This window comes from Microbacterium sp. LWH11-1.2 (genome assembly GCF_038397745.1).
GTDB lineage: Bacteria > Actinomycetota > Actinomycetes > Actinomycetales > Microbacteriaceae > Microbacterium.
In genome coordinates, this window is sequence record NZ_CP151636.1 from 1591362 (window position 1) to 1617962 (window position 26601).

The window sequence follows — 26601 nt, forward strand, 5'->3', positions numbered from 1 at the left end:
CAGTCTCCCACCGAGTCCGGCGTCACGCGATCGAGGACTCGGGCCCCTGCTCGGCGGCCGGCTCGACGGGGTCGATGCCGTAGAGCGCGCCGAGCGCCGCGGCGAAGTCGTCCGCGCGCCCGGCGGCGGCCAACTCGTGCGCGCGCGTGGTCGGCGTGTGCAGGAGGACGCCGGTGAGGTGGCGGAGCGCCTGCTCCACACGGCCGTCCTCGTCGCCGCGGGCGCGAGCGCGGGCGATCTCGGACTCGAGGAGAGAGAACATGTGCGTGCGCAGGGCGACGACCGACGGGGTGACGCTCTGCCGGGCGCCGACGACGTGGAACGTGTCGGCGGCCTCGCGCACCACGCTGCGCGCGGCATCCGTCGCCTGCAGCTCTTCGAGCGGGGCGTGCAGACGGATGGTCTCGAGGTCGAGCAGTGCCACGCCGTCGAGAGTGCCGACGGCAGGGTCGACGTTGCGCGGCATGCCGAGGTCGACGACGAGCTGGGTGTGCGGGCCCACGGGGCATCCCGTGGCGGCGACGCCGACCGGGTGCTGCAGATGCTCCGGGCCGAGCACGGGCTCTGTCGCGGTCGTGCAGGTGATCAACAGGCTCGAGTGCGCGGCGGTGCGGGCGTACTCGGCGGCGGAGATAGGGCGGATGCCGTGCTTCGCGGCGAACACCTCGGCGCGGCCGGAAGGCGAGTACACCGAGATGTCGACGGCGCCGCGTTCGCGCAGCGTGGCGAGGGTGACGGCGGCGTAGGCGCCTGTTCCGACGAGCAGCACGCGCTCAGCGGACCAGTCGGCGATGCGGCTGTCGGCGAGCTCGAGGGCGAGGCGCACGAGGGAGCGGCCGGCGCGGCCGAGGGCGGTGACGTTCTTGACCTTGCGCTGCGCCTGGCTCGCGCGCTGGAACAGCCGTTCGAGCTCGGGGGAGGTGGTGCCGTCCTTGCGTGCGGACTTCAGTGCGCGGCGCACCTGGCCGGCGATCTCGCCCTCGCCGGAGACCACGGATTCGAGACCGGATGCCACGGAGAACAGGTGCTCGGCGACGCGGCGACCGGAGTGCACGGCATAGGCGCCGTCGAACTCGGCGGCTGCGACACCGGTCGTGGCCTCGACCGCCTCGAGCACGGCCTCGACGCCGATCGCGCCGGCAGCCGTGACAGGCTCGTCCATCTCGACGTACGCCTCGAAACGATTGCAGGTCGCCAGAACGACCGCACCCTGCACGCACGGTGTCATGTCCACGAGGGTGGAGGCGACGTCGTCGGGGGTGCGGCTCAGGCGTTCGAGCAATTCGAAGGAGGCGGTCTTGTGACTCGCCGTCACACACAGCAGCACCCGACGATTCTACCTGAGCGCACGGCCCGGGGTCTCCGCGGACTCATAACGACCGGATGGGAGGATGGAGGCATGGCCCTCTCCGACGCTCCGCTGCTGCGCGCCCTCGCAGGCTCCCGCCCCGCTCACACCCCGGTGTGGTTCATGCGTCAGGCCGGCCGGTCGCTGCCCGAGTACCGCGAGCTGCGGGTCGGCACGCGGATGCTGGACGCCTGCCTCACGCCCGACCTGGCGGCCGAGATCACCCTGCAGCCCGTCCGCCGGCACGGCGTCGACGCTGCCGTGTTCTTCAGCGACATCGTGATCCCGCTGCGTCTCGCGGGTGTCGAGGTCGAGATCGAGCCCGGGCGCGGGCCGGTGTTCGCGAACCCCGTGCGCACGGCATCCGATGTCGACCGGATCACGGCCATCGATCCGGAGTCGCTCGACGGGACCGCGATCGCCGAGGCCGTCCGCCTCGTCACCGCCGAGCTCGGAGACACCCCGCTGATCGGCTTCGCCGGCGCGCCGTTCACGCTCGCCGCCTACCTCGTCGAGGGCGGGCCGTCGAAGGAGCACCTGCGCGCACGGGCCATGATGCACGCCGATCCGGAGTCGTGGAACCGCCTCGCCGGCTGGCTCGCCCGGGTCTCGCGCCGGTTCCTCGAGACGCAGCGCGACGCCGGAGCATCCGTCGTGCAGCTCTTCGACAGCTGGGCGGGTTCGCTCAGCCCGGCCGACTACCGCGCGTTCGTCGCCCCGCACTCGCACGCGGCGCTGCAGGGCATCGGCATCCCGACCATCCACTTCGGCGTGGGGACCGGACCGTTCCTCGCCGACATGCGCCTCGACGGTGTGGCCGACGGCGTCGGCGTCGACTGGCGCCAGCCGCTCGACGAGGCCGCCGCGATCCTCGGACCGGATGTCACGGTGCAGGGCAACATCGATCCCGCGCTGCTCTCCGCGCCCTGGTCGGTGCTGGAGGCGCATGTGCGCGACGTGCTCGAGCGCGGTCGCGCCGCACGCGGCCACATCCTCAACCTCGGTCACGGCGTGCCGCCCGAGACCGACCCCGATCAGCTCACGCGCATCGTCGAACTGGTCCACGGCCAGCGCTGACGCCCGCGCGCGATCCGCAGATCGGACAGCCCGAAACGCCCCTCGGGGAGCGCAGCGCGGATGCGCTCGTCGCTGAACGGGCGTGATGGCCGGAGGCCGACGGGCACCTCCGGCGCGGGCGGCGCGGCTTCGCTCACTCCCTCGGCCAGCATCCGCGCCTGAGCCTTCGCGACCAGCGGGACGACCATGGCCCATTCCGTGAGCTGCGCGAGCACCCGGACGGTCCACACGGGCACGGGGAGGAACGCGGGACGACGCCCGGCGACCCGGGCGATGCGGCGGATGGCCTCGCCCAGCGTCACCTCGTCGACACCCATCACGGCGACCGTCGGGTCGGGGATGCGCCCCTCGAGAGCCGCGACCAGCACATCGACAGCGTCGTCGATCGGCACGGGGCGGGCGGTGCGCTCGCGGTAGCCGACGGTCCAGAACATGGGCAGGGTCCGCACGGCGCGCGTGACGTGATCGACCATGTGGTCGCCGGGGCCGTAGATCATGCCGGACTTGAGGATCGTGTGCGGGATGCCGGAACCGCGCACGATCTCCTCGGCCTCCCACTTGGACTCGTGGTAGCCGGAGCCGCAGTCGGGGCGTGCACGCAGGAAGCTGACCATCACGATCCGCCGGACACCGGCACGGCGCGCGGCCTCGACGACGGCCCTCGTCCCCTCGACGTGCACGCGCCGGAACGTCTGATCCCCGATCTCGCGGTTGATGCCGGCGCAGTGCGCCACCGTGTCGCATCCCTCGAAGGCGGCGGCGAGGGCGTCGACGTCGGTGATCTCCACTCCGCTGCGCCGGGAGATCACGACCGCGTCGTCAAGGCGCTCGGCCAGGTGCCGTCCGACGAATCCGGTGCCGCCGGTGATCGCAACTCTCATGATGTCGCTCCTTCGCTTATTAGCTATGCAGCTAAAGAGTATCTAGCGAAGATGCTATATTGCAAACATGGCAGATAGCGCGTCCGACATCTTCGCAGCGCTGGCGCATCCCACCCGGCGGCAGATCCTGCAGGATCTCAAGGCCGGCGAGCTCGCGGCCGGAGAGATCGCCTCGCGGTTCTCGGCGAGCGGGCCGACCATCTCCCGGCACCTGAGCGTGCTCCGTCAGGCCGGGCTCGTGAGTGAGCGGCGCGACGGCAACCGCATCCTCTACTCGCTCGTCGGCGAGCGGCTGGCGCTCTCCGTCGGCGACTTCCTCTCCACCGTGTGCCCCGAGCAGATCGTGCTGCGCGAGGTCCGCAAGCGAGGGCGCGGCACCGTGACGCCCGTCGAGGCCTGATCGGCGCCGATGCGAGAATTGACGGCATGACCGTCGACTCCTCGAGTGAACCCGCCGACCTCGCCGCTCGCGCCGCAGAGAAGCACGTCGTCGTCATCGGCGGCGGCGTCGGCGGTCTGATCGCGGCGCGCGAGTGCGCGAAGGTCGGCATGCGCGTCACGCTGCTCGAAGAGGCGGATGCTGTCGGCGGGGCGATCCGTCGAGCCGAGCTCGGCGGCGTCGTGGTGGATGCCGGGGCCGAGAGCTTCGCGACTCGGGGCGGTCACGTGCGCGCCCTGCTGCAGGAGCTCGGGCTGACCGATCGCATCGTCGCGCCCGAGGCCGGGAGCGCCTGGCTCGCCGGCATCCCCGGCGTCGGTGCGGCACCGCTGCCCGTCGGCGGCATCCTGGGCGTCCCCGCGAATCCGTTCCAGGACGACGTGCGTCGCGTCATCGGCTGGTCCGGTGCGTGGCGCGCCTACCTCGATCGCGTGCGCCCACCGCTGACGATCGGGCACCAGCTCAGCCTCGGCAAGCTCGTCGCGTCGCGCATGGGCGCCAAGGTCCGCGACCGCCTCGTCGCGCCCGTGACCACCGGCGTCTACTCCGCGTCGCCCGACGACGTCGATGTCGACGTCGCCGCCCCGGGTCTCAACGCCGCGCTCACGCGGGTCGGCTCCCTCTCCGGCGCCGTGCAGGCGCTCCGCGAAGGCGCCGCCGGTGCCGCGAAGGCTCCGGGTGCCGCGGTCGAGGGGCTGACCGGAGGCATGGGTGTGCTCGTCGATGCGCTGGTGGAGGACCTGGAGCGGCTCGGCGCCGAGGTGCGCACCGGCGTGCGCGTGCGGAGTCTTCGCAGGGCAGCTGCGACGTGGACGATCGACGCCGAGATCGAGCCGGATGCCGAGGCGGAGGCCGCCGAGGACGAGGTGCCGACGGAAGGGCTCTCGCTCGATGCGGATGCCGTCATCGTCGCCACGTCGGAGGAGGCCGCGCGCTCGCTCCTCACCTCCGGGGCCCCCGCACTCGCAGACGCCGCGCCGTCGTCGTCGCCGGAGATCGAGATCGTGACGCTGCTGCTCGACGCGTCGGGCCTGCGCGCCGCCCCGCGCGGAACGGGAGTCCTGACCGTGCCGGGCAGCCACATCGCGAAGGCTCTCACGCACTCCACCGCCAAGTGGGGCTGGCTGCGCGATGCCGCCGGCGATCGGGAGATCGTGCGCGTCTCGTTCGGCGCGCAGGGCGAACCCGCGGCGACCGCGGATCTGAATGACGACGACGCCGCGCTGCTCGCACTGCGCGAGGCATCCGCTCTCCTCGGCGTGCCCCTCGCTCCCGCGAACCTCCTCGCCGCGCACCGGGCTCGCTATGTGCAGTCGCAGCCCGCGTCGATCATCGGCTCGGGCGAGCGGCGCGCGGCCGCACGCGCCGCCGTGCAGGCCGTTCCGGGTGTCGCGGTCGTGGGCGCCTGGCTCGCCGGCACCGGCCTCGCACAGGTCATCCCGGACGCGAAGGACGAGGCGGATCGCCTGCGCCGAGCCCTGTTGTGGGACTGATGAATCCCCATGTGTCAACCCCTCGGCCCTCTAGATGCCGAAATCGGCATACGGGGTTACGCTGAGTACCTGACCCGCAGGACTCGAACAACGTGAGGAGACCCCATGAAGGGGAAGATCGGACTCGTCGTAGGACTCGGCGTCGGCTACGTCCTCGGCACACGTGCCGGGCGCGAGCGCTATGAGCAGATCAAGACGCAGTGGCTGAAGCTCTACCACCTGGACCCCGTGCAGGAGCAGGTCGAGAAGGTCAAGGATTTCGTCGGTGACAAGGCTGCGGCCGTTCCCGGCGCGCTCTGGACGGGGGCCGTGAAGGTCGTCAAGTCCGTCAAGAGCAACGGCACCCCCGGGCAGAAGCTCGACGCCGTGATCGCCTCCGGCAAGGAGGCCGCGGAAGAGGTGGCCGAGGCCGCCGACGACGCCGTGGACGAAGTGAAGGCGAAGGCGAACACCTCCGCCGCGAAGCCGGCGACGAAGAAGCCTGCTCCGAAGAAGCCCGGCGCCTGAGATGCCTCGCGGATACCGGGACCGCGCCGATGACAGTCTGCTGACGCTGCTCGGCGACCTGCCCGAACTCGTCACGAATCTCGTCAAAGCCGAGGTCGACTCGGCCAAGGCGTGGATCTCGAAGACCGCGAAGGACGCCGGGATCGGTTCCGTCTGGTTCCTCGTCGCGCTGTTCTTCCTCTTCTGGGCCGTGCCGGTCATCCTCGTCTTCGCGATCGCCGGACTCTCGTCGTGGTGGCCGGTGTGGCTCTCGGCTCTGGCGGTCCTCGGCATCCTGATCGTCGCCGTGCTGCTGTTCGCGCTGCTCGGCATCCTGAAGTTCCGCAAGGTCCTCCGGCGTCAGAATCCCGCCCAGGCGGTCGCGGAGGACATCCGAATCGTGAAGGAGGCCGGCGATGACGAATTCTGAGTCGCTCGTACCGCGCACCGTCGTTCCCGCCGGCATCGTCGATCCGCGGGACTCCGCGCGCGCCGAGCTGAAGGCGGCGCTCGCCGCCATCGAGGTCAAGGGCAACATCCCCCGGCGCATCGAGAAGGCGTCGACGCGCGGCATCGCGAAGGCGCGCTCCTTCGCCGACCGCAACCCGATCGGCGCGGCTGCGGCCGTGATCGGGATCGCGGCGGCGGTGGGCGGGTTCGTCTGGGTCGTCGCCCGCGCGATCTCTCGCTGAGACCCCGCGTTCGCGGCACCTCCGCAAAGGGGGCAGACTGGAGACATGTCCGAAGCGCTCGAAGAGAACCCGTCCGGATTCACCCTCTGGGCCGTGTGGCGACGCAATCCCGACGTCCCCGTCACGGAGTCCGACTCGACCGAACTCGAGACGATCGTCTCGTACGTCGAGGACTCCGGCGTCACCGTACGCGGCTTCTACGACGTCTCGGGGCTGAAGGCCGACGCCGACCTCATGGTGTGGCTGCACGGCGAGACGGCCGAAGAGCTGCAGAAGGCGCTCCGTCGTCTGCGCCGCACCGAGCTGCTGCGCTCCCTCCTCCCGGTCTGGAACGTCATGGGCGTGCACCGCGACGCCGAGTTCAACCGCGCACACGTGCCGGGGTTCCTCCGCGGCGTCGAGCCGAAGGACTGGCTCTGCCTGTACCCGTTCGTGCGCACCCCCGAGTGGTACCTGGCTCCCGAGGAGGAGCGTCGCAAGATGCTCGCCGATCACGGTCGCAAGGGCGCTGCGTTCACGGGCGTCATCGCGAACACGGTCGCCGCGTTCGCCCTGGGCGACTACGAGTGGCTGCTGCCGCTCGAGGCCGATGACGTCACGGAGCTCGTCGACCTCATGCGCGATCTCCGCTACACCGACGCGCGTCTCTACGTGAAGGAGGAGGTGCCCTTCTACACGGGGCGCCGTCTGCGCTTCGACGAGATCGCGGACGTGCTGCAGTAGGCCGCCCGATGAGCACCCCGATCCGCCTGGGAACCCGGCGCAGCGCGCTCGCGCAGGCGCAGTCCGGTCATGTCGCCGCGGCCCTCGAGAAGGTCTCCGGGCGTCCGGTCGAGCTCGTCCCGATCACGAGCGAGGGCGACACGAACCGTGCGTCGCTCTCCGAGATCGGCGGTCAGGGCATCTTCGCCACGCGTCTGCGCGAGGCGCTGTTCGCGGGGGAGTGCGACTTCCTCGTGCATTCGCTGAAGGACCTGCCGACCGCCATCCCCGACGGCCTCATGATCGCGGCGACGCCGAAGCGCGAGGACGCGCGCGATGTCGTGCTCACCCGCCTCGGGATCCCGCTGCACGAACTGCGGTCGGGTAGCACCGTCGGCACGGGGTCGCCGAGACGGATCGCCCAGGTGCATCGCCGGGCGCCGTACGCCGAGGTCGTCGACATCCGCGGGAACGTCGACTCCCGCCTCGCGCGGGTCGCGTCCGGCGAGCTGGACGCGGTGATCCTCGCCGCGGCGGGACTCTCCCGGCTCGGCGCGGAGTCGCGCCTCCGGCGGGAGGAGCTCGGCCTCGCCGAGTGGCCGACCGCACCGGGGCAGGGATCGCTGGCCGTCGAGACGCGGACGGATGCTCCGGCCGAGCTGCTTGCCGCACTCGCTGCCCTGGACGACGAGGAGACCCGTCTCGCCACCACCGTGGAGCGCGCCGTGCTGGAGGGACTGGATGCCGGATGTCAGGCTCCGATGGCCGCTCATGCGGTGGTCGAAGGGTCCGCGATCCGCGTCAGGACGGTCGTCTACGCCCCCGACGGGGGCCGTCGGATCGGCCTCGACGTCACGGAAGCCCTGAACGGGGAGTATATTCGTCGGAACGGCAGTGGCAATGGAGCGGATGCTGCCGATGGTGCAGACCCGATGCACGCAGCGCGCGAGCTCGGGTTCACTGTTGCCCGTCGGCTGCTCGATCAAGGGGCGGCTGGCCTCGTTTCCCGAGAGCAATCCCTATGACATCCGATTCGAAGCAGGACCTACCGCTGTACGGCTGGCGCATCCTCGTGCCCCGTGGCGGGCCGTGGGGCGACGGCGTCGCCGCCAGCCTCCGCGCCCAGGGCGCGGTGCCGGTCGTCGCCCCCCTCATCAACTTCGCCCCGACCAATGACCAGGCGGCGCTCGACGTCGCGTTGGAGCAGCTGGCAGCCGGCGCCTTCGACTGGCTGACGATCACGAGCGCCACGACCGTCGACGTGCTGTTCGCCCACCGCGCGGTGGTGCCCCGGACGACGAGGATCGCCGCGGTCGGCGAGACCACGGCGGCGGCTCTGCAGGCTGTCGGCTACGAGGTGACCCTGGTTCCGGCGCAGGACAACTCCGCCGAGGGGATGGCCGAGCAGCTGATCGCCCTCGAGACGGAGCCCCGCCGCATCCTCGCCCTGCGCAGCGAGATCGCGAAGCCGGTGCTCAGCACTCTGCTCTCGAACGCCGGACACGATGTCGCGAGCGTCGTCGCCTACCGCACGGTCGGGGTCCCGGTCACGGAGCGGATCCGCCGGGACGTCGAGAACGGCCGGATCAACGCGATCCTCGTGACGAGCGGCTCGGTCGCCGAACAGGTGCGCGAGCAGTTCCCCGAGATCCCCGACGAGACGCTGCTCGCAGCGATCGGCCCGCGCACCGCACGCGATGCCCAGAAGGCCGGCCTGCCGGTGTCTGTGGTCGCCGACCGTCAGACGGTCGACGCGCTCATCGATGCCGTCTCGCACTTCACGCTTCCGCACGCGGCCGACGAGTTCGCGCCGTGAGCTTCCCCGAGGTCCGCCTGAGGCGGCTGCGTCAGTCGCGCGCCGTGCGCGATCTGGTCCGTGAGACGTCGCTGGAGCCGCGTCAGCTCGTGCTCCCCCTGTTCGTGCGCGAAGGCCTCTCGGAGCCCGTGGCGATCGGCTCGATGCCGGGTGTGGCGCAGCATTCGCTCGACTCTCTCCGAGCGGCAGCCGTCGAAGCCGCGGAGGCGGGCGTCGGCGGCGTGATGCTGTTCGGCGTTCCCGCGGTGCGCGATGCCCGTGGTTCTGGCGCCGACGACCCGCAGGGCATCCTGAACGTCGCGACCGAGGCTCTGGCGGCCGAGGTCGGCGATGCCCTCGTCGTGCAGACGGATCTCTGCCTCGACGAGTTCACCGATCACGGGCACTGCGGTGTCCTCGACGCCGACGGTGCGGTCGACAACGATGCGACGCTGGAGCGCTACGCGTCGATGGCGCTCGCTCAGGCGCGGGCCGGATCGCAGCTGCTCGGCCTGTCCGGGATGATGGACGGCCAGGTTGCCGTGATCCGTGCGGCGCTCGACGCCGAGGGCTTCTCCGACACCCTGCTGCTGGCCTACGCCGCGAAGTACGCGAGCGCGTTCTACGGACCGTTCCGTGAGGCGGTGGACTCGCAGCTGACGGGCGACCGTCGCACGTACCAGCTCGATCCCGGCAACCGTCGCGAGGGCGTGCGCGAGGCCGTCGTCGACGAGGCCGAGGGTGCGGACATCGTCATGGTCAAGCCGGCGATGGCGTTCCTCGACGTGCTGCGCGAGGTGCGTGACACCGTCCATATTCCGGTGTGGGCATACCAGGTGTCGGGCGAGTACGCGATGATCGAGGCCGCGTCCGCGAACGGATGGATCGACCGTCGCGCTGCGGTGCTGGAATCGCTGCTCTCCATCCGCCGTGCGGGTGCCGACGCTGTTCTGACCTACTGGGCGACCGAAGCCGCCCGCTGGCTGCGCGCCTGAGGCGACCACAACGTTTCGGCATCGACCAGCGCGCATCGGGAGGACGCGACCGATACTGGGGCGATGAGCGGATCGCGGACATTGCGGCGCTGCGCTGACCCGCTGGGTGTACTCGCCCTCTTGGCGTTGCTGACCTCGTGTTCCCCACCGGTGATCGGCGCTGTGACGCTGGCGCGGCATCCTGACGGCTCAGCTGTGGCCGTCGTCGTCCTGTGTCGCGGGGCAGTCACGCATCTCGACGTGACGTACGGCCCTCCCGGCGAGCCCGACCGTGGCGGCGCGGTCTCCTGGTCGGGGCACCTGTCTGCGCCCGGTGTCACCGGCATCCGCTTCACCGACTGGAATGAAGGGATCGTGTCCGGGAGCCAGTACGCCGTCCGAGGACGCGGCGTCAGTGACGATGAGTTCCTCGGCTTCAGCGCCGGGCAGGCGAATCTCCGGTCTGAGAGTCAGATCGACGGATCGACGCTCGCGCAACTGGCTCCTGGCGAGGTCGTCTCATGGGACGCGGCGACCCGGCGGTCGGTCGCCGTGCCGCTGGAGGAGTACCGAGAAGGTGTCTGCTCGGATTGACTCCGGCGTCGATACGCTCGTGGGCCGGATAGCCTGGAGGGGATCGCGGGCTGACTCCGCGCATCCCTGAGGAGTGTTCCGTGACCGACCGCAATGACGACCTGTTCTCCGCTGCACGCGCGGTGATCCCCGGTGGGGTCAACTCGCCCGTGCGCGCGTACGGCTCGGTCGGCGGCACGCCGCGCTTCCTGGCGTCGGCGGCCGGGGCCAGGGTCACGGATGCCGCAGGTCGCGCCTACGTCGATCTCGTCGCCTCCTGGGGGCCGGCGCTGCTCGGGCACGCGCACCCCGAGGTCGTCGCCGCCGTGCAGGAGGCCGCCACTCGCGGGCTGTCGTTCGGCGCTCCGACCGAGGGCGAGGTGGAGCTTGCTGCGCTGATCGCCGACCGCGTGCGCTTCGGCGACACCCGTCCGGTCGAACGCGTGCGGCTGGTGTCGACGGGTACCGAGGCCACCATGACCGCGATCCGGCTGGCTCGCGGGGCCACGGGTCGCGATCTGCTGGTGAAGTTCGCAGGCAACTACCACGGGCACTCCGACGGGCTGCTCGCCGAGGCGGGCTCGGGTGTCGCGACGCTCGCGCTCCCCGGTTCGGCCGGGGTTCCGGCTCCGATCGCCGCCCAGACGCTGGTGATCGGGTACAACGACCCGGAGGCCTTGGCGGCTGTGTTCGCCGAGCACGGCCCGCGCATCGCGGCCGTCATCGTCGAGGCCGCGGCGGCGAACATGGGCGTCGTCGCTCCGCTCCCGGGGTTCAACCGCCTCATCGCGGAGACCGCTCATGCTCACGGCGCGCTGATGATCCTCGACGAGGTGCTCACCGGATTCCGTGTGCACCCGGCCGGCTACTGGGGTCTGCAGGCCGCCGCCGGCGAGGACTACCTGCCGGACATCATCACCTTCGGCAAGGTCGTCGGCGGAGGGATGCCGCTGGCCGCACTCGGTGGCCGCGCCGAGGTCATGGATCTCCTCGCTCCGCTCGGGCCGGTCTACCAGGCGGGCACGCTCTCGGGCAATCCGCTCTCGGTCGCCGCGGGCCTGGCCACTCTGCGCCTCGCGACGCCCGAGGTGTACGCGACCGTGGACGCGGCATCCGTCCGTCTTGCGGCCGCTCTCGACGCCGCGCTCTCGGATGCCGGGGTCACGCACGCCGTGGCCACGGCGGGCAGCCTGTTCAATGCGTCGTTCCGCGCGACCGCCCCGCGGGACTATGCCGAGGCGCAGGCGCAGGAGTCGTTCCGCTACGCCCCGTTCTTCCACTCCATGCGCGAGCAGGGCGTGGCACTGCCGCCGAGCGTCTTCGAGGCCTGGTTCCTCACGGCCGCGCACGGCGACGAGGAGTTGGAGCTCATCGAAGCCGCGCTCCCGGTCGCCGCCGCGGCCGCGGCATCCGCTCGGGCCTAGTCGGGGTCGCCAGCACGCCGGCACGCCGGCATGAGCTGGTCGGCAGGAGCGGGCCAGGAGGAGCTGGTCGGGGGATTCGCCGCTCAGACGAACATGACGCGTCGGCGTGCCAGATCGCTGAAGGTGCGCCCGAGCGGACTCGTCCACTCGATGTCTCCACCGGGACGCTGTCGGGCGGTCCATCGATAGCGGCCGTCGATATCAGGATGCTTGAGCGCGTGGTGCCCCAGACACAAGTGGGAGAGGTTGTCGTTCGACGTCGGCCCGCCTCTGGCGTGGTCGTGGTTGTGATCGATCTGGCAGCGCTGCGTCGGCATGCGACAGCCGGGGAACCGGCAGTGCTGGTCTCGTGCCCGCAGATGCCGACGCATCGCCTCGGTCGGCGAGTACGCGTCGGTCGCCGTCACCATCCCGGTGCGGTCGAGGAACAGGCGGGACCATCCGCCCGCGCGCGCAGCGAGGTCTCGCGCGATGTCGGGGTGCAGCGGACCGAATCCGTCGAACTCCGCCGGACGGTCATCGGCTCCGGCGAGGGTGGAGGCCGCGATGGTGACCTGGATCTGGGCGCGGATTCCGTCGAGCCCTGTGCCGCTGGCTGCGACAGGATCGCTCGCGAGCAGCAGGTCCGTGAGCAGATCGGCGCGCACCTGATCGAGTGTGCGGTCGTCGGCCGGCACGTGCTCGATCCAGGGGTCGGTCGTGTAGGTGTCTCCGCTGACGATGGAGTGCGCGTCGAGCGGGTCGTGATCGATGCGGTGTTCGTTGAGCGCAGGATCGTCCCGGTGCGGATCGTCGGCGGCGAGATCGCGCACGAACACGGCGTCGTCTCCGGAGTCGAGCGCGTCGGAGGAGAGGACAGGATCCTGCTCGTCGCGGGTGGTGATCACCTGCCGAGCGAGCCGCGTCAGCCGATCGAGGATCGCCGCGGCGAGATGCTCGGGCAGCACCACCTGGAGCAGTGCGAGGCCGTCGTCGAGCGAGCGCATCGTCACCGCGCGCTCGCCGCGGGCGCGTCGGTGACGCTCGACCAGGGTCTCTCCGGCCAGCGACGCGGCGATCTGCCGCACCATGGCCCGCGTGCGGCCGGGGGAGTCGTGTTCGGCGATCTCGAGGGCCGCGGCGTCGTAGAGACCCAGCGTCTCGGCATCCACCCGTCCCTCCCGCACGGCCAGTCGCACGATCATTCCCGCACGGACGATCTCGCGCACGTGGGCCGCCGTGATGTCTCCCCGCCGGAAGGACTCCTGCACAGCCGGATGCTCGGAGTCGAGCAGACAGGCATCCGAGAACGCGTACTCGACGCTGCCTCGGGCCAGGCGTCCCGCCGCGGAGTACTCCGCGATCATGGAGCGGTGGATCGCGTCGCGGTGGTGCGGATGATCCTTCACATCTTGGTCGAGGATGCGCATCCGGTCGGCGAGGAACGAGGCCGCCTCGGCCTCGTTCACGGCGATCTGCCGGCGCTTCTCCACCCATGCGTCGAGCAACCGCTGACGCTGCTCGATGTCGCTTGTCGGAGAGGAGCTCATGCCTCTAGTATAGAACATATGTTCGAAAGTGCAAGAGGTGATTCGGGGCGACTGGTGCGATCCCACAACGGATCGTTGCGTTCCTGTGAGCAACTTCCAGACAACTGGGAGGGCCGCGCTGGCAGACTGGGGTCATGGTGACGTTGCTGCTGGACCAGACGCAACTGGAGGTCGTGCTCTCGCCGATCGAGCGTGCCGCCACCTTCCACCGGAGCAACCTCCGCGTCGTCCGCGACACCATCACCAAGGTGCAGCTCACGGAAGACGCCTGGACCTGGCTGCGCGGCGTACCGAACCCCGGAACCCACATCCCCGGCGTGCTCGCCGCCGGCAGCTGGAAGGCTGCGGGCAGCCTCGACTTCGTGCTCATCCGTCGTCGTCGACCCGGTGTCGTGATCGACCTCGAGGGTGACGAGCAGTACCGTCGGCTGATCCTGAGCACGCGTCACGGTCTCGCGCTCACGCAGGCGCTCCGTCTCGACGTGTCGACCGAACCCGCAGACGTGGAGGAGATCGTCGCGACCGCGCCGACCCCCGTCTCGAAGGGCAGCCGCCGACCGGTCATCCGTCCGCGACCCGCCTGACCCGCCCGTTCATCGGGAAAGCCCTCCGCACCTTTCGGCGCGGAGGGCTTTCTCGTGTCAGCGGGCGGTCTCAGCCGTGATGGTGCTCGGAGTTCTCGTCGCCGTGGTGCTCGTGATGCTCATGGTGCTCGCCGTGCTCGCCGTGCTCGCCGTTGTCCTCGGAGCCCTCGGAGTGCTCGGAGCCCTCGGAGTGCTCGGCGTTCTCGTCGTGGTTCTCGGAGCCGTCCGAGTCCCCGGCGTCCTCGTCGTGGGTCTCGCCCTGCTCCCCGGCATCCGCTTCGCTGTCGGGGGCCGGCTCGCCCGCGAGCGGGACGGTGTCGATCACACCCGTGGACGCGACCGCCCAGTGCGTTCCCTCGTCGGAGGACGCATCCTGCGGATAGTCCTTCGGCTCGTCCTCGTAGTACGCACGTGCGGCAGCCGCGAGCATGGAGCTGACGGCAGCCGATCGGGGGTCGTCGTCGTCCGTGGAGTCGGAGTCGGGGGCCTCAGCGGCGTCGGGCTGCGCCTCGTCTTGCGCGGACCCGGCGTCCGCGTTCACGGACTCATCGTCCGACTCGGCTTCGCTGTCCGCGTCCGTCGCATCGGAGGCGGCGTCGGTCGCCTCGGAAGCGACGTCGGCCGAGTCGGACGCCTCGTCCGCCGTGTCATCCGTCGCGCCGAGCTCCGTGAAGAACTCGACGCCGGCGTGCGCGTCGTCGCCCGGCTGGTCCGTGCCGTCCTGTGCCGCGTCGTCGGATTCCGTCGCCTCGGATGCGATGGGAGCCGACGTGCCGAACAGGATCTCGTCGAAGGAGCGCGTCGGCGCGGCATCCTCCTCGGATGCGCCATCGTGAGACGCATCGTCCTGAGGTGCATCGTCGGACGTAGCGTCGTCAGCATCGTGCTGCTCGACCGTGCTGTTCTCGACCGTGCTGTTCTCGGCCGAGGTCTCCTCAACGGAGCTCTCCTCGACCGAGCTCTCCTCGACGGAGCTCTCCTCAACGGAGCTCTCCTCGACGGCGAAACCCGCATCGGCCGCGTCGTCGGCGACGAGCGCTTCGACAGCACTCTCCTCGACCGCAGCCTCCGAATCCTCCGCAGCCTCCGAATCCTCAGCTGCCTCCGAAACCTCCGAAGCCTCGTCCTCGGACGCCGTCGCTTCGTCAGCGTCGCCGAGAGCAGCGACACCCGCGACACCGGCAACACCCGCGACGCCGGCAACCCCCGCCGCGACAGCGCCGGCGGCGATTCCTGCGCCGGGTGCCTCCGCGCTCTGCGGGGCGACGAGCTGCGGCGCGGCGGCCTCGGCGCGCGGGCTGAACTTCCCGCCGCGCACATGCTCGATGAAGACGTCTTCCAGGGTCGGGCCGCGCTGCACGAGCGTGCTCAGCGCGATCCCCGCGTCCGCGGCGACGGCGCCGACGGTACCGGCGTCTCCGCCGCGCACGGTGAGTCCGGAGCGCAGCACCTCGACGTCGAATCCTGCACCGGAGAGGGCCGCCGTGAGGGCGGCGCGATCGGCGGCGTCCACGACCACCGAGCCGTTCTTCGGGTCGGCGAGCGTCTCGATGCCGCTGGCCAGCACCAGCTGACCCTTCGACAGGACGAGCACGTTGTCGGCGACCTGCTCGATCTCGCTGAGGAGGTGCGACGAGACGAGCACCGTGCGGCCCTCGTCGGCCAGGCGTCGCATCAGGAGGCGCATCCAGCGGATGCCCTCGGGGTCGAGACCGTTCGCGGGCTCGTCGAAGACGAGGGCCCCAGGGTCGCCCAGGAGGGCGTTCGCGATGCTCAGCCGCTGGCGCATGCCGAGCGAGAATCCGCCGATGCGGGAATCGCCTTCACCCTCGAGACCCACCATCGCGAGGACCTCGTCGACGCGCGCGAGCGGGATGCCGTTCGCCTTCGCGGCGATGGTCAGCTGCCGGCTCGCGGTCCGGCGCGGACGGTAGACCGTCTCCTCGAGCACGGAGCCGATCGTGCGCAGCGGCTGACGCAGCTCCGCGAAGGTGGTCCCGCCGATCGTGGCGGTGCCGGAGGTGGCTCGGATCTGACCGAGCAGAATACGAAGAGTGGTGGTCTTGCCTGCCCCGTTCGGGCCGAGGAAGGCGGTGACGGCGCCGGGCTCGACTCGTGCCGAGAAATCGGAGACAGCGGTCACCTCATTGAAGCGCTTCGTCACATTCGTGAACTCGAGCACCTGTCCGTCGGGCATCCGCGACCTCTCGTTGCAATGAACAGTTCCCCCTATCCTGCCGGAAAAGCGCCCGGATCGCGTATTTCGTGCGGATTCCGACCCCGCGCCGACGGAGTAGCCTGGCACGCGTGACCGACACCATCGCTGCGCCCCGCGTCCTCGCGAGCAAGGAAGGAGCGCTCGGCCGGCTCACCCTCAACCGCCCCGAGGCGATCAACGCCCTCGACCTCGGCATGATCGAGCTGCTCACGCAGGCTCTCACCGCCTGGATCGACGACACCGACGTGCAGATCGTGCTGATCGACGGCGCCGGGGAGCGGGGGATGTGCGCGGGTGGCGATGTGCGTGCCCTGCACGGCCAGATCGTCTCCGGTCACGCAGAGCGGACCGCCGAGTTCTTCCGCGCCGAGTACGCGCTGAACGCGCTGATCGCCGAGTACCCGAAGCCCGTGGTCGCGATAGCGGACGGCATCACGATGGGCGGCGGCATCGGCCTGGCCGGCCACGCCGCGATCCGCATCGTCACCGAGCGGTCGAGGCTGGCGATGCCCGAGACCCGCATCGGGTTCACTCCCGACGTCGGCGGCACCTGGCTGCTCGGGCGCGCTCCCGGCCGCTTCGGCGAGTACTTCGCGCTCACCGGCTCGACCATGGACGGAGCGGATGCCGTGCTGCTCGGATTCGCCGACCACTTCGTCCCCTCCGACCGGCTCGACGCCCTGCGCGAGGCGCTGGCCTACCGCGCCGACCCCACGGGGCCGAGTGAGATCGTGCTGCTCTTCGACGAGACGCCCGACCCGTCGCAGCTCCCCGCATCGCGCACATGGATCGACGAGGCGTTCTCCGCGCCGACGGTCGTCGAGATCGTCGAGCGCCTGCGGAGTCAGGGGACGACGGATGCCGCCGCCACCGCCGACCTCCTGGAGGAGCTCGCGCCGACCGCGCTCGTCGTCACCCTCGACGCCGTGCGCGAAGCGCGTGGCCTCCCGAACCTGCGTGCAGCGTTGGAAGGCGAGTACCGCCGTGTCCTGTGGTTCGTGAACGAGCACCCCGACCTCGTCGAGGGCATCCGCGCGCAGCTCGTCGACAAGGACCGCGATCCGAAATGGCAGCCCCCGACGCTCGCCGAGCTGGCACCGGATGCCGGCGCCGGCGCGCGCGACTACGCACCGGAGCGTCCGCTCTTCTGAGTCTCGCTGTGCGCGAAGAAGAGGTCTCCATTCGCGCGAATACACGCCGCCCGTTCTTCGCCCGGGTTCAGAAACCGCAGGCCGCGGTCGACGAGGTTCGCTGTCAGCGAAGGTCCTCCGAAAGGGGGATACGAATGTCCGCGGTTCGTGGCACTCTGTCTTGTGGCCGGTTGTCGGTCGGCATCCGTCTGCCGAGAAACCTGTCGCTCCATCCTTCCTAGAAAGTCCGCCTGTGCTGGGAAAAATCCTCGTCCGCTATCTGTCTCGCTATAGGTGGCTCCTGCTCGGCGTGCTGGTCTTCCAGCTCGCTAGCGCCGCCGCGACCCTCTACCTCCCGCGCCTGAACGCCGACATCATCGACAAGGGCGTCGCGCAGGGAGACACCGGCTACATCTGGAGCACCGGGCTGTTCATGCTCGCCGTCTCGCTGGGCCAGATCATCGCCTCGGTCACCGCCACCTACTTCGCCGCCCGCGCCGCGATGGGCGCCGGTCGCGACATCCGCGCCGACGTCTTCGGCAAGGTCAGCGGCTTCTCCGAGCGCGAGGTCTCCGTCTTCGGCGCCGGCTCGCTCATCACGCGGAACACGAACGACGTGCAGCAGGTGCAGATGCTCGCGATGATGGGCGCGACCATGCTCGTCACCGCGCCTCTGCTCGCGATCGGCGGCATCATCTTCGCCGTCCAGACCAACGTCGGCCTCAGCTGGCTCATCGCCGTCTCGGTGCCGGCCCTCCTCATCCTCGCGGCCCTGGTCATCGGGCGCATGGTGCCGCTGTTCCGCAGCTACCAGGGCAAGCTCGACAACGTCAACCGCATCATGCGCGAGCAGCTCACGGGTGTTCGCGTCGTGCGCGCATTCGTGCGCGAGGGCATCGAAGAGGAGCGCTTCCGCGGAGCCAACACCGACATCATGGTCGTCGGACGCAAGGTCGGCTCGCTGTTCGTGCTGCTGTTCCCGCTGTTCATGCTGATCCTCAACGTCACCGTCGTCTCGGTCATCTGGTTCGGCGGCATCGAGGTCAACAACGGCACGGTGCAGGTCGGCACGCTCTTCGCCTTCATGCAGTACATCGGCCAGATCATGGGCGGCGTCATCATGGCCAGCTTCATGGCGATGATGATCCCGCGCGCCGCGGTCTCGGCCGAGCGCATCGGCGAGGTGCTCGACTCGGAGTCCTCCATGATCCGCCCGGAGAACGGCGTCACCGCGTTCCCTGCACCCGGTGCCGTGGCGTTCGACGACGTCGAGTTCACCTACCCCGGCGCCGATGCCCCCGTGCTCTCGGGCATCAGCTTCGGCGCGCAGCCCGGAGAGACGGTCGCGATCGTCGGTTCCACCGGATCGGGCAAGACGACGCTCGTCTCGCTCATCCCGCGCCTCTTCGACGTCTCGGGAGGAGCCGTGCACGTCGGCGGCACCGATGTGCGCGACGCCGACGTGGAGGCGCTGTGGGACAGCATCGGCCTCGTGCCGCAGCGTCCGTTCCTCTTCACCGGCACGGTCGCGTCGAACCTGCGCTACGGGCGCGAGGAGGCCACGGACGAAGAGCTCTGGCACGCGCTCGAGATCGCGCAGGGCCGCGACTTCGTCGAGGAGATGCCGCAGGGCCTCGAGTCGCGCATCGCGCAGGGCGGCACGAACGTCTCCGGCGGACAGCGTCAGCGCCTTGCGATCGCCCGTGCGATCGTGCATCAGCCGCAGGTCCTCGTGTTCGACGACTCGTTCTCGGCTCTCGACCTGACGACGGATGCCCGCTTGAGACAGGCGCTGTGGCGGGAGCTCCCGCACGTCACGAAGATCGTGGTCGCGCAGCGCGTCTCGTCGATCACGGATGCCGACCGCATCGTCGTCCTCGAAGGCGGCACCATGGTCGGCGTCGGAACCCATGAGGAACTGCTCGAGACGAGCGAGACCTATCGAGAGATCGTCGAATCGCAGCTGGGGGTGGACGCATGAGCGACAACACCAAGCGAGGCCGCGGCAAGGCAGCGGTCGCCGAGCCCGAGCTGACCGAGGAAGAGAAGTACGAGGCCGAGCTCGCCGAGCAGGCGCGCCAGAACTCGGGCGACTGGGACAGCGTCGCACCGGGCAAGGCCGACAACTTCGGTCCGAGCTTCGCGCGCATGATCGGCCTGCTGAAGCCCTCGGCGGTGTGGTTCGTCTTCGTGTCGATCCTCGGCGCCCTCGGCGTCGTCCTCACGGTCGCGGCACCCAAGGTGCTCGGCGAGGCGACGAACCTCGTCTACAAGGGCTTCATCTCCATCCAGCTCGGGCAGCCCAACGGCGACTTCCCCGGGTTCCCCGCCGGCACCTCGCAGGACGTCGTCGTCGAGGCCCTGCGCAGCGCGGGGCAGGACGACTTCGCGAACCAGGTCGGCGCGCTCGGCGACTTCACGGTCGGACAGGGCGTCGACTTCGAGGCGCTGCGCTGGATCATCGCCGCGGTCCTCGCGATCTACGTCGCGGCGGCGTTCCTCACCTGGATCCAGGGCTACGTCATCAACGTGATCATGGTGCGCACGATGTGGCGCCTCCGGGAATCGGTCGAGGCGAAGATCAACCGTCTGCCCCTGTCTTACTTCGACAAGGTGCAGCGCGGTGAGCTGATCTCGCGGGTCACGAACGACATCGACAACATCACGCAGACGATGCAGCAGTCGCTGTCCGGAGCGCTCACCTCGGTGCTCACCGTGATCGGCGTGCTGTTCATGATGTTCTCGATCTCGTGGCAGCTGGCGCTCGTCGCCCTCATCACACTGCCGCTGATGGCCGTGATCTTCGGTGTCATCGGTCCGCGTTCGCAGAAGGCGTTCGGCGCTCAGTGGCGCAAGGTCGGCCGACTGAACGCCCGCGTCGAGGAGGCCTTCTCGGGCCACGCCCTCGTCAAGGTGTTCGGACGCGAGAACGACGCGCTCGATAAGTTCCAGGTCGAGAACGAAGAGCTGTTCCAGGCGAGCTTCAAGGCGCAGTTCCTCTCCGGCATCATCATGCCGGCGATGATGTTCGTCGGCAGCCTCAGCTACGTGGGCATCGCGGTGCTCGGCGGGCTGATGGTCGCGAACGGTCAGCTCCGTCTCGGCGACGTGCAGGCGTTCATCCAGTACTCGCAGCAGTTCACGCAGCCGCTGTCCGAGCTGGGCGGCATGGCCGCGGTCGTGCAGTCCGGCACCGCGTCGGCCGAGCGCGTCTTCCAGCTGCTGGACGCCGACGAGCAGGAGGCGGACGACGCCGATGCTCCGGAGCTCGCCGACGGCAAGGGCGTCATCGAGTTCGAGAACGTCGCGTTCTCCTACACGCCCGAGCGCCCGCTCATCCAGGACCTGTCCTTCCGAGTGGAACCGGGACAGACCGTCGCGATCGTCGGACCGACCGGTGCGGGCAAGACCACGCTGGTCAACCTGATCATGCGGTTCTACGAGCTCAGCGGCGGCCGGATCATGCTCGACGGTCAGGACATCGCCGAGATCACCCGCGACGATCTGCGCTCCCGCACCGGCATGGTGCTTCAGGATCCGTGGCTGTTCGCAGGCAGCATCCGCGAGAACATCCGGTACGGCCGCTCCACGGCGAGCGACGACGAGGTTCTCGAGGCGGCCAAGGCGACGTACGTCGACCGATTCGTGCACGCTCTCCCCGAGGGCTACGACACGGTCCTCGACGAGGACGCCTCGAACGTCTCGGCGGGTGAGCGCCAGCTCATCACCATCGCCCGCGCGTTCGTCGCGCAGCCGTCGATCCTCATCCTCGATGAGGCCACGTCGGCGGTCGACACCCGCACCGAGCTGCTGCTGCAGCACGCCATGGCGGCACTCCGTGAGGGCCGCACGTCGTTCGTGATCGCGCACCGCCTGTCGACCATCCGCGACGCCGACCTCATCCTCGTGATGGAGCACGGTGACATCGTGGAGAAGGGCACGCACGACGAGCTCATCGCCGCGCAGGGCGCCTACTGGCGCCTGTACCAGTCGCAGTTCGAGCAGGCGGCCACCGACCTCGATGCCGAAGAAGCGCTCACCGGGACGACCCCGGTCGTCGTCACCGGCGACGCCGACGACAGTGCTCAGGCCGAGGCGGATGACGCCGCAGCCGGCGCGTCGGTCGGTGCGCAGTCGCCGACGGCAGAGGCCGCGGCCGCGCAGCGCCTGGTGGAGGACGGTGCCGACGACTCCGGTCGCCGGGCCTGATCACCTGCACAGCACGACGCCCCATCCCGTTCTCCGGGGTGGGGCGTCGTGCTGTTGTCGAAGCCGGTCAGGACTCGTCGGAATGGATGCCGAGCAGCTGCAGCGGGTGCGTCAGCCGCCACCAGGGACTCGGCCCCTCGACGTCCTCCGCGAGCACGAGCGGTGTCGTCACGGAGTCGAGCGGGCCCGCCGTGGTCAGTGTGCCCACCGTGCCCTTCTGCTCGCGCTGGTCGCCCAAGGCGAAGTCCGTCGTCGTGGTCGCGGTCGACCCGTTCCAGAGCACGACGTTCGCGTCGTCAGCGGTGACGATCTCGACCTTCTCGCCCCAGAGCGTCGTGACCTCTCCGACGACCGTGCCCTTCTCGACGGCGGGGGCCTGCGCCTGCAGCGCGGCCTCGGTCTCGGCGAAGAGCGCGCGCGTCGCGGCGAGGCGCTGCTCGTCATCCGCCTGGTTCAGCACCGCGGCGTAGAGCCGCACGGTGGTGTCGCCGACTGCGAGGTCCTTCGCCGTCAGCAGGTTCCACCCGACCAGTGATCCGGTCTTGATGCCCACGACGCCCGGGTCGACGAGCATTCCGTTCGTGTTGACCACTGTGCCCGCTCCGGGCAGATCGACCACCGGGGTTCCGACGATCTCGGCGAAGACCGGGTTCTTCATCGCCCATTCGCCGAGCGTGATCAGCGCCTCCGGGGTCGCCACGTTGCCCTCGTCGAAACCGGACGGCGTGACGACGGTGATGCCGCCGAGCCCGCGCTCCCGCAACCACACGGCAGCGGCGTCCGCGAACTGCTCGTCGGACCCCCAGATCTCCGAGGCCAGCCGGTCGATGTAGTTGTTCGCCGAGCCCATCAGCGTGCCCTGCAGCAGCTGATACTCCGTCAGCACGCCGTCGACCGGCACGTCCAGGGCCGATTGGTCCGACCTCCGGTACTCCCAGTACTCATCCTCGTCGTCGCTGTCGAACGAGAACTCCGGCCCCTGCTCGCCGAGGGCCAGCGGCATCCGGTCGAGCACCATCAGAGTGCTCACGACCTTGGTGATGCTGGCGATGCTCGCGGCGTCCGGCGTGGAGGCGGCCGTGCTCACACCGGCGATCCCGACGGCCGCGCTGCCCTGCGCCGGCCAGGTGAGGGTCGCTGCCGGTGCGGGGATCGTGTCGAACTCGATCGTCTGCACGGTCGGAGGAACCTCGTGCAGCGGCCAGAGCAGCGTCGTGCCGGCATAGGCCGCGACCAGCCCGGCGAGCACGCCCAGCGGGACCAGCAGACCCGGACGCGTGATCGCCGGCCGCAGGTGCGCATCGCGCATCAGTCCGTCGGACTGTTCGGCGTCGGCGACGTCATCGAGCGTCGCCACGGACGTGTGGTGCGCGACGGCCGCGGGGTCGACCCAGGTCAGGGCGGTCGCGGTGACGGCCTCGTCGGCCCACTGCGCGGGAGGCGCCTGCAGGGCCGCGGCCCCGCCGTCGGTCTCGTCAGGCGTCGCGGCGGACGATTCGGGAGGGAGCGTCGCCGTCGGCGCATCGGCGCGCGGCTTGAAGAGAGGCGGCTCCACGACGTCGGTGGGGGCCTCGGTCGGGACGCTTCCCGCAGCGACCGTCTCGGTCGGGGCGGTGTCGGACAGGGTCTGCTCGGTCGGGACCGTCTCAGTGGGGACGCTCTCGGTCGGGACCGTTTCAGTCGGGACGCTCTCGACCGCCGTGACCTCGCCGGCCTCCGGACGCGGCGGGTCCGAGGTGAACAGCGCGTCGACGGCGACGGCCGAGACCGCGAGGGCGGGCACGTGGGTCGAGGACGGCGGCGGCGCATCGCCCGCGAACAGGGCGTCGGTCGCGAAGGCAGAAGCCTGGTCCGGCGTGCGCGTGGCGGCATCCGTCCCGAACGGGAACGCGGCGCGATCGGCGTCGGGGGAGGTGTCCGAAGGAGCACCGTCGCCCAGGACGCCCGTCGCCTCGTCGGCGGGATCAGAAGGGGTCACTCGTTTACGGTACCGAATCCCGGCCGCGATCGCGGCGGAGTCACCCCGAGGTCACAGAGTGTCGGGACGCGGTAGGATCGTCAGCACAACCACGGGAGTCCGGCGAGCCGGGCTGAGAGGGAGCGAATCGCGCTTCGACCGTCGAACCTGATCTGGGTCATGCCAGCGCAGGGAGGAGTTCAGATGAGTACGTCCACGTCCACATCCGCGTCCACCACGACGCAGGGTCAGACACCCGCCGCAGGCCTCTTCCGCTGGCGCGTCGTCGACATCGTCGTCGCCGCAGTGCTCGGCGTCGCGATCGGCCTGGTCTTCTGGGGCTGGAACACGATCGGCTACGCCTGGTTCGGCGCGGCCGATGCCCTGACCCCCGGTCTCGGCGGCATCGCCGTCGGCGTCTGGCTGCTCGGTGGCGTCGTCGGCGGACTCGTGATCCGCAAGCCCGGCGCCGCGCTGGTCGTCGAGCTCGTCGCGGCGATCGTCTCGATGCTGATCGGCAACGTCTGGGGGGTCTCCACGGTGCTCTCCGGACTCGTCCAGGGACTCGGTGCGGAGATCATCTTCGCGCTGTTCTTCTACCGCCGCTTCGGCATCGTCGTCGCCGCACTGGCCGGTACGGGTGCGGCAGCTGCCGCGTGGGTGTTCGAGCTCTTCTACGGCAGCTCGCCGAACATCCTGAAGTCGCTCGAGTTCAACACGATCTACCTGGTCAGCGTCGTCGTCTCCGGAGCGATCCTGGCCGGCGTCCTCGGCTGGCTGCTCGTGCGCGCTCTGGCGGTCACGGGCGCACTGAGCCGCTTCGCCGTCGGGCGAGAGCACGTGCGCGAGGTCTGAGCGTGAGTGTCGCCGCCCCGGCCCGCGTGCAGGCCGCGGGCTGGGGGTGGCGCTACGCCGGTCGAAAGCGCCCGGCGGTCACCGATGTGAGCTTCACGATCGAGCCCGGGGAGCGCGTGCTGCTCCTCGGCGCCTCCGGTGCCGGCAAGTCCACGCTGCTCGCCGGCCTCGCGGGCGTGCTCGGAGACGCCGATGAAGGCGACCGTCACGGCTCGCTGCTCGTCGACGGGGCCGCCCCGGAGTCTCGGCGCGGACAGGTCGGTCTGGTGCTCCAGGATCCGGACGCCGGGATCGTGCTGTCCAAGGTGGGTGACGACATCGCCTTCGGGTGCGAGAACCTGGGCGTCGCGGCATCCGAGATCCCTGGCCGGGTCGCCGAGGCGATGGATGCCGTGGGCCTCGACGTACCGCTCCACCGCGCGACCAAGGCGCTGTCGGGAGGGCAGAAGCAGCGACTCGTGCTCGCCGGCGTGCTGGCCATGCGGCCAGGGCTCCTCCTGCTCGATGAGCCGACGGCCAACCTCGACCCCGACGGCGTGCACGAGGTGCGGGCCAGCGTCGAGCGTGCTGTCACCGCGACCGGTGCGACGCTGATCGTCGTCGAGCACCGCACGCCTGTCTGGATCGACCTGATGACGCGGGTGATCGTGCTCGCCGCCGACGGAGGCCTGCTGGCGGACGGCCCGCCCCATCGGGTGTTCGCCGAGCACGGGGCCACGCTCGCCGACGCCGGGGTGTGGGTGCCCGATCGCGGCATCGAGCTCCCGGTGCTGCAGCAGGTGCCGGCATCCGACGCCCTCACGGCGTCCCGGCTCGCGGTCGCCAGGGAACCCGGCGTGGTCGTGCAGGCGGGGCTCGACCTGCGTGTCCCGCGGGCGAACGCGACCGTGATCACCGGGCCGAACGGCGCGGGGAAGTCGACGCTCGCGCTCACTCTCGCCGGCCTCGTCCCCGAACACGACGGCGAGGTGCGCGCCGCGCCCGAACTCGCCGGGCGCCGCGGGGTCCGTCCCATCCGCTGGACCTCTCGCGAGCTGCTCACCCGCATCGGCATGGTGTTCCAGGAGCCCGAGCACCAGTTCCTCGCGCAGACTCTGCGCGACGAGCTCGCCGTCGGACCGCGCGCTCTCGGGTGGACCCAGTCGAAGACGGATGCCGTCGTCGACGAGCTGCTCGAGCGGCTGGGCCTCGCGCCTCTCGCGCTCGCCAATCCGTTCTCTCTCTCGGGCGGACAGAAGAGGCGCCTCTCGGTGGCGACCGTGCTCGCGGGCGCACCCGAGGTGATCGTGCTCGACGAGCCGACCTTCGGGCAGGACCGCCGCGGATGGATCTCCCTGGTCGCGCTGCTGCAGGAGGAGATCGCTCGCGGTCGCTCGATCGTCGCGGTCACCCACGACGATGCCGTGATCCGGCACCTCGGCGGTCACCGCATCGAGCTGGGGGCGGCATCGTGACCACGACCGAGACCGTCAGGGCGGCGTGGCTCGACGGCGTCAACCCGGTGACCAAGCTGCTGCTCGCGCTGCTGCTCTCGGTGCCGCTCTTCGCATCGATCGACGTCACGAGCGCCCTGGTCGCGATCGGGCTGCAGCTACTGTGCCTGCCGCTGACGGGCCTGCGCCTCGCCACGGTGCTGAAACGGCTGCTGCCGATCATGATCTTCGCGCCGATCGCCGGGATCAGCATGCTGCTCTACGCGGAACCTGCCGGTCGCGTCTACTGGACCTTCGGCTTCGCGACCATCAGCGAGGGATCGATCGTCCTCGCGATCGCGGTGAGTCTGCGCGTGATCGCCCTCGGCCTGCCGACCATCCTCCTGTTCGGCGGCACGGACCCCACGCAGCTCGCGGACGCACTGTCGCAGGTCGCGAAGCTGCCGAGCCGTTTCGTGCTCGGCATCCTCGCCGGCACGCGGATGCTCGGACTGTTCCTCGACGACTGGCGCACCATGGGCCTCGCCCGCCGGGCGCGCGGCGTCGGCGACCGCGGAGCGCTGCGGCGGTTCTTCTCGATGGCTTTCGTGCTGCTCGTGTTCGCCGTGCGTCGAGGGTCGAAGCTCGCGCTGGCGATGGAGGCGCGGGGCTTCGGGTCCGGCAGCCCGCGCACCTGGTCGCGGCCGTCGCGGCTGCATCCGCGGGATGCCGTCGCCGTGCTCGGGGGCGTCGCGATCATGGCGCTGGCGCTCGCCGCCGCTGTGGCCCTCGGCACGTTCCGCTTCGTCTGGAGCTGAGCCCG

General features: G+C 70.4%; 24 protein-coding genes and 1 riboswitch. Of the genes, 19 read left to right on the forward strand and 5 right to left on the reverse strand.

Annotated features, from left to right (window positions below; all coding sequences use genetic code 11):
* Positions 1-22 precede the first annotated feature (22 nt).
* Positions 23-1327 (reverse strand): glutamyl-tRNA reductase, encoded by a 1305-nt coding sequence (locus tag MRBLWH11_RS07565; protein WP_341947382.1) that lies wholly within the window; start codon positions 1325-1327, stop codon positions 23-25.
* A 72-nt stretch (positions 1328-1399) separates the two neighbouring features.
* Between MRBLWH11_RS07565 and hemE the strand changes: the two genes are divergently transcribed.
* Entirely contained in the window at positions 1400-2425 is a 1026-nt protein-coding gene (gene hemE, locus MRBLWH11_RS07570) for a uroporphyrinogen decarboxylase (RefSeq protein ID WP_116633809.1), read from the forward strand.
* Here the strand turns inward: hemE and MRBLWH11_RS07575 are convergent.
* Entirely contained in the window at positions 2383-3306 is a 924-nt protein-coding gene (locus MRBLWH11_RS07575; RefSeq protein WP_341947383.1) for an NAD(P)H-binding protein, read from the reverse strand. The two genes, hemE and MRBLWH11_RS07575, sit on opposite strands and share 43 nt — an antisense overlap.
* A gap of 67 nt (positions 3307-3373) precedes the next feature.
* On the opposite strand from MRBLWH11_RS07575, the gene MRBLWH11_RS07580 reads away from it, so the two are divergent.
* The 11 genes from MRBLWH11_RS07580 to MRBLWH11_RS07630 all read left to right on the forward strand — a co-directional run bounded on the left by MRBLWH11_RS07580 (position 3374) and on the right by MRBLWH11_RS07630 (position 11884).
* Positions 3374-3706 carry a metalloregulator ArsR/SmtB family transcription factor gene (locus MRBLWH11_RS07580; RefSeq protein WP_116633811.1) on the forward strand — a complete coding sequence of 111 codons (333 nt, stop codon included), beginning with the start codon at positions 3374-3376 and terminating at the stop codon, positions 3704-3706.
* Positions 3707-3732: 26 nt separating this feature from the next.
* Positions 3733-5238 carry an FAD-dependent oxidoreductase gene (locus MRBLWH11_RS07585; RefSeq protein WP_341947384.1) on the forward strand — a complete coding sequence of 502 codons (1506 nt, stop codon included), beginning with the start codon at positions 3733-3735 and terminating at the stop codon, positions 5236-5238.
* Positions 5239-5343: 105 nt separating this feature from the next.
* On the forward strand, positions 5344-5745 hold the full coding sequence (locus MRBLWH11_RS07590; RefSeq protein ID WP_116633813.1) for a hypothetical protein: 402 nt from the start codon (positions 5344-5346) through the stop codon (positions 5743-5745).
* A 1-nt stretch (position 5746) separates the two neighbouring features.
* Positions 5747-6154: a phage holin family protein gene (locus MRBLWH11_RS07595; protein WP_116633814.1), complete on the forward strand. Its 408-nt coding sequence runs from the start codon at positions 5747-5749 to the stop codon at positions 6152-6154.
* A complete protein-coding gene (locus MRBLWH11_RS07600; protein WP_116633815.1) occupies positions 6141-6416 on the forward strand; it encodes a hypothetical protein in 276 nt (91 codons plus the stop codon). Before MRBLWH11_RS07595 ends, MRBLWH11_RS07600 begins: the two co-directional genes overlap by 14 nt.
* A 45-nt stretch (positions 6417-6461) precedes the next feature.
* Positions 6462-7139 carry a hydrogen peroxide-dependent heme synthase gene (hemQ, locus tag MRBLWH11_RS07605; protein ID WP_282215750.1) on the forward strand — a complete coding sequence of 226 codons (678 nt, stop codon included), beginning with the start codon at positions 6462-6464 and terminating at the stop codon, positions 7137-7139.
* Between the two features lie 8 nt (positions 7140-7147).
* On the forward strand, positions 7148-8143 hold the full coding sequence (hemC, locus tag MRBLWH11_RS07610) for a hydroxymethylbilane synthase (RefSeq protein WP_116633817.1): 996 nt from the start codon (positions 7148-7150) through the stop codon (positions 8141-8143).
* Positions 8140-8934, forward strand: a complete 795-nt coding sequence (locus MRBLWH11_RS07615) for a uroporphyrinogen-III synthase (RefSeq protein WP_116633818.1) — start codon at positions 8140-8142, stop codon at positions 8932-8934. The genes hemC and MRBLWH11_RS07615 overlap by 4 nt, the downstream gene beginning before the upstream one ends.
* Positions 8931-9908 (forward strand): porphobilinogen synthase, encoded by a 978-nt coding sequence (hemB, locus tag MRBLWH11_RS07620; RefSeq protein WP_341947386.1) that lies wholly within the window; start codon positions 8931-8933, stop codon positions 9906-9908. The genes MRBLWH11_RS07615 and hemB overlap by 4 nt, the downstream gene beginning before the upstream one ends.
* A 240-nt stretch (positions 9909-10148) precedes the next feature.
* The gene (locus tag MRBLWH11_RS07625; RefSeq protein WP_341947387.1) at positions 10149-10481 is read left to right on the forward strand and encodes a hypothetical protein; all 333 of its coding nucleotides are present in this window, start codon (positions 10149-10151) and stop codon (positions 10479-10481) included.
* Positions 10482-10561: 80 nt separating this feature from the next.
* Positions 10562-11884: a glutamate-1-semialdehyde 2,1-aminomutase gene (locus MRBLWH11_RS07630; protein WP_341947388.1), complete on the forward strand. Its 1323-nt coding sequence runs from the start codon at positions 10562-10564 to the stop codon at positions 11882-11884.
* An 83-nt stretch (positions 11885-11967) separates the two neighbouring features.
* Here the strand turns inward: MRBLWH11_RS07630 and MRBLWH11_RS07635 are convergent, their stop codons facing one another.
* A complete protein-coding gene (locus MRBLWH11_RS07635) occupies positions 11968-13413 on the reverse strand; it encodes a DUF222 domain-containing protein (protein ID WP_341947389.1) in 1446 nt (481 codons plus the stop codon).
* A 134-nt stretch (positions 13414-13547) separates the two neighbouring features.
* On the opposite strand from MRBLWH11_RS07635, the gene MRBLWH11_RS07640 reads away from it, so the two are divergent.
* Positions 13548-13997 carry a hypothetical protein gene (locus MRBLWH11_RS07640; RefSeq protein ID WP_116633822.1) on the forward strand — a complete coding sequence of 150 codons (450 nt, stop codon included), beginning with the start codon at positions 13548-13550 and terminating at the stop codon, positions 13995-13997.
* A gap of 70 nt (positions 13998-14067) precedes the next feature.
* Here MRBLWH11_RS07640 and MRBLWH11_RS07645 read toward each other — a convergent pair whose 3' ends face one another.
* The gene (locus MRBLWH11_RS07645; protein ID WP_341947390.1) at positions 14068-16194 is read right to left on the reverse strand and encodes an ATP-binding cassette domain-containing protein; all 2127 of its coding nucleotides are present in this window, start codon (positions 16192-16194) and stop codon (positions 14068-14070) included.
* A 110-nt stretch (positions 16195-16304) separates the two neighbouring features.
* Between MRBLWH11_RS07645 and MRBLWH11_RS07650 the strand changes: the two genes are divergently transcribed.
* The 3 genes from MRBLWH11_RS07650 to MRBLWH11_RS07660 all read left to right on the forward strand — a co-directional run bounded on the left by MRBLWH11_RS07650 (position 16305) and on the right by MRBLWH11_RS07660 (position 21554).
* The gene (locus MRBLWH11_RS07650) at positions 16305-17366 is read left to right on the forward strand and encodes an enoyl-CoA hydratase/isomerase family protein (protein WP_341947391.1); all 1062 of its coding nucleotides are present in this window, start codon (positions 16305-16307) and stop codon (positions 17364-17366) included.
* 232 nt (positions 17367-17598) lie between these two features.
* Positions 17599-19326: an ABC transporter ATP-binding protein gene (locus MRBLWH11_RS07655; RefSeq protein WP_341947392.1), complete on the forward strand. Its 1728-nt coding sequence runs from the start codon at positions 17599-17601 to the stop codon at positions 19324-19326.
* On the forward strand, positions 19323-21554 hold the full coding sequence (locus MRBLWH11_RS07660) for an ABC transporter ATP-binding protein (protein WP_341947393.1): 2232 nt from the start codon (positions 19323-19325) through the stop codon (positions 21552-21554). Before MRBLWH11_RS07655 ends, MRBLWH11_RS07660 begins: the two co-directional genes overlap by 4 nt.
* Positions 21555-21621: 67 nt before the next feature.
* Here MRBLWH11_RS07660 and MRBLWH11_RS07665 read toward each other — a convergent pair whose 3' ends face one another.
* Positions 21622-23532: a D-alanyl-D-alanine carboxypeptidase gene (locus MRBLWH11_RS07665; protein ID WP_341947394.1), complete on the reverse strand. Its 1911-nt coding sequence runs from the start codon at positions 23530-23532 to the stop codon at positions 21622-21624.
* A gap of 81 nt (positions 23533-23613) precedes the next feature.
* Positions 23614-23725, forward strand: a riboswitch (TPP riboswitch).
* Between MRBLWH11_RS07665 and MRBLWH11_RS07670 the strand changes: the two genes are divergently transcribed.
* The 3 genes from MRBLWH11_RS07670 to MRBLWH11_RS07680 all read left to right on the forward strand — a co-directional run bounded on the left by MRBLWH11_RS07670 (position 23716) and on the right by MRBLWH11_RS07680 (position 26596).
* Positions 23716-24366, forward strand: a complete 651-nt coding sequence (locus MRBLWH11_RS07670; protein WP_341947395.1) for an ECF transporter S component — start codon at positions 23716-23718, stop codon at positions 24364-24366. It overlaps the preceding riboswitch by 10 nt.
* Complete coding sequence (locus MRBLWH11_RS07675; protein ID WP_341947813.1) at positions 24363-25820, forward strand: ATP-binding cassette domain-containing protein; 1458 nt, start codon at positions 24363-24365, stop codon at positions 25818-25820. The genes MRBLWH11_RS07670 and MRBLWH11_RS07675 overlap by 4 nt, the downstream gene beginning before the upstream one ends.
* A complete protein-coding gene (locus MRBLWH11_RS07680; RefSeq protein WP_341947396.1) occupies positions 25817-26596 on the forward strand; it encodes an energy-coupling factor transporter transmembrane component T in 780 nt (259 codons plus the stop codon). The genes MRBLWH11_RS07675 and MRBLWH11_RS07680 overlap by 4 nt, the downstream gene beginning before the upstream one ends.
* Positions 26597-26601: the final 5 nt, after the last annotated feature.